We start from the raw sequence: 1,489 nt of genomic DNA, 5'->3' as shown, positions 1-1,489 counted from the left end.
CCGGGTTCGGAATGGGACCGGGCGTTTCCCCACCGCTATAGCCGCCGTAACTCTATGAAACTGTCCCAGCGGAGCCGTACGGCTCTCAAAACACTGGTTGGTGTTTCAGAGTTGCATAGTGGATGCGTGATCTTTGACGATCTAACAAATTTGATCGTTTGTGGAAAGTCCTCGGCCTGTTAGTACCAGTCAACTCCACACGTTACCGTGCTTCTATCTCTGGCCTATCAACCCCATGGTCTCGTGGGGGGCCTTAACCCATGACGGGTGGGAGACCTCATCTTGGAACAGGCTTCCCGCTTAGATGCCTTCAGCGGTTATCCCTCCCGAACGTAGCCAACCAGCCGTGCCCTTGGCAGGACAACTGGCACACCAGAGGTTCGTCCGTCCCGGTCCTCTCGTACTAGGGACAGCCTTCCGCAAGTCTCCTGCGCGCGCGGCGGATAGGGACCGAACTGTCTCACGACGTTCTAAACCCAGCTCGCGTGCCGCTTTAATGGGCGAACAGCCCAACCCTTGGGACCTACTCCAGCCCCAGGATGCGACGAGCCGACATCGAGGTGCCAAACCATGCCGTCGATATGGACTCTTGGGCAAGATCAGCCTGTTATCCCCGGGGTACCTTTTGTCCGTTGAGCGACACCCCTTCCACCAGGTGGTGCCGGATCACTAGTCCCGACTTTCGTCCCTGCTCGACCCGTCGGTCTCACAGTCAAGCTCCCTTGTGCACTTGCACTCGACACCTGATTGCCAACCAGGCTGAGGGAACCTTTGGGCGCCTCCGTTACTCTTTGGGAGGCAACCGCCCCAGTTAAACTACCCACCAGGCACTGTCCCTGGACCGGATCACGGTCCGAAGTTAGACACCCAGTACGACCAGAGTGGTATTTCAAGATTGACTCCACGACTACTGGCGTAGCCGCTTCACAGTCTCCCACCTATCCTACACAAGCCGAACCAAGCACCAATACCAAGCTATAGTAAAGGTCCCGGGGTCTTTCCGTCCTGCCGCGCGTAACGAGCATCTTTACTCGTAGTGCAATTTCGCCGGGCCTGTGGTTGAGACAGTCGAGAAGTCGTTACGCCATTCGTGCAGGTCGGAACTTACCCGACAAGGAATTTCGCTACCTTAGGATGGTTATAGTTACCACCGCCGTTTACTGGCGCTTAAATTCTCAGCTTCGCCCCGAAGGACTAACCGGTCCTCTTAACGTTCCAGCACCGGGCAGGCGTCAGTCCGTATACATCGTCTTGCGACTTCGCACGGACCTGTGTTTTTAGTAAACAGTCGCTTCTCGCTGGTCTCTGCGGCCACCTCGCCCTAGCCCGCAATGGGGCTTCAAGCGCTGTGGCCCCCCTTCTCCCGAAGTTACGGGGGCATTTTGCCGAGTTCCTTAACCACAGTTCACCCGATCGCCTTGGTATTCTCTACCTGACCACCTGTGTCGGTTTGGGGTACGGGCCGCATGGACACTCACTAGAGGCTTTT

The 1,489-nt window shown here is 56.8% G+C and carries 2 rRNA genes; both read right to left on the bottom strand.

Annotated features, from left to right (window positions below):
- A 5S ribosomal RNA gene (rrf, locus tag ACFPCV_RS39055) occupies window positions 1-49 on the bottom strand; the annotation flags it as partial.
- Window positions 50-158: 109 nt separating this feature from the next.
- A 23S ribosomal RNA gene (locus ACFPCV_RS38590) occupies window positions 159-1,489 on the bottom strand; the annotation flags it as partial.

The sequence above is a fragment of the Actinophytocola glycyrrhizae genome, assembly GCF_042653545.1.
Classification (GTDB): Bacteria; Actinomycetota; Actinomycetes; order Mycobacteriales; family Pseudonocardiaceae; genus Actinophytocola; species Actinophytocola glycyrrhizae.
This window is presented reverse-complemented; position numbering and strand designations above follow the sequence as displayed.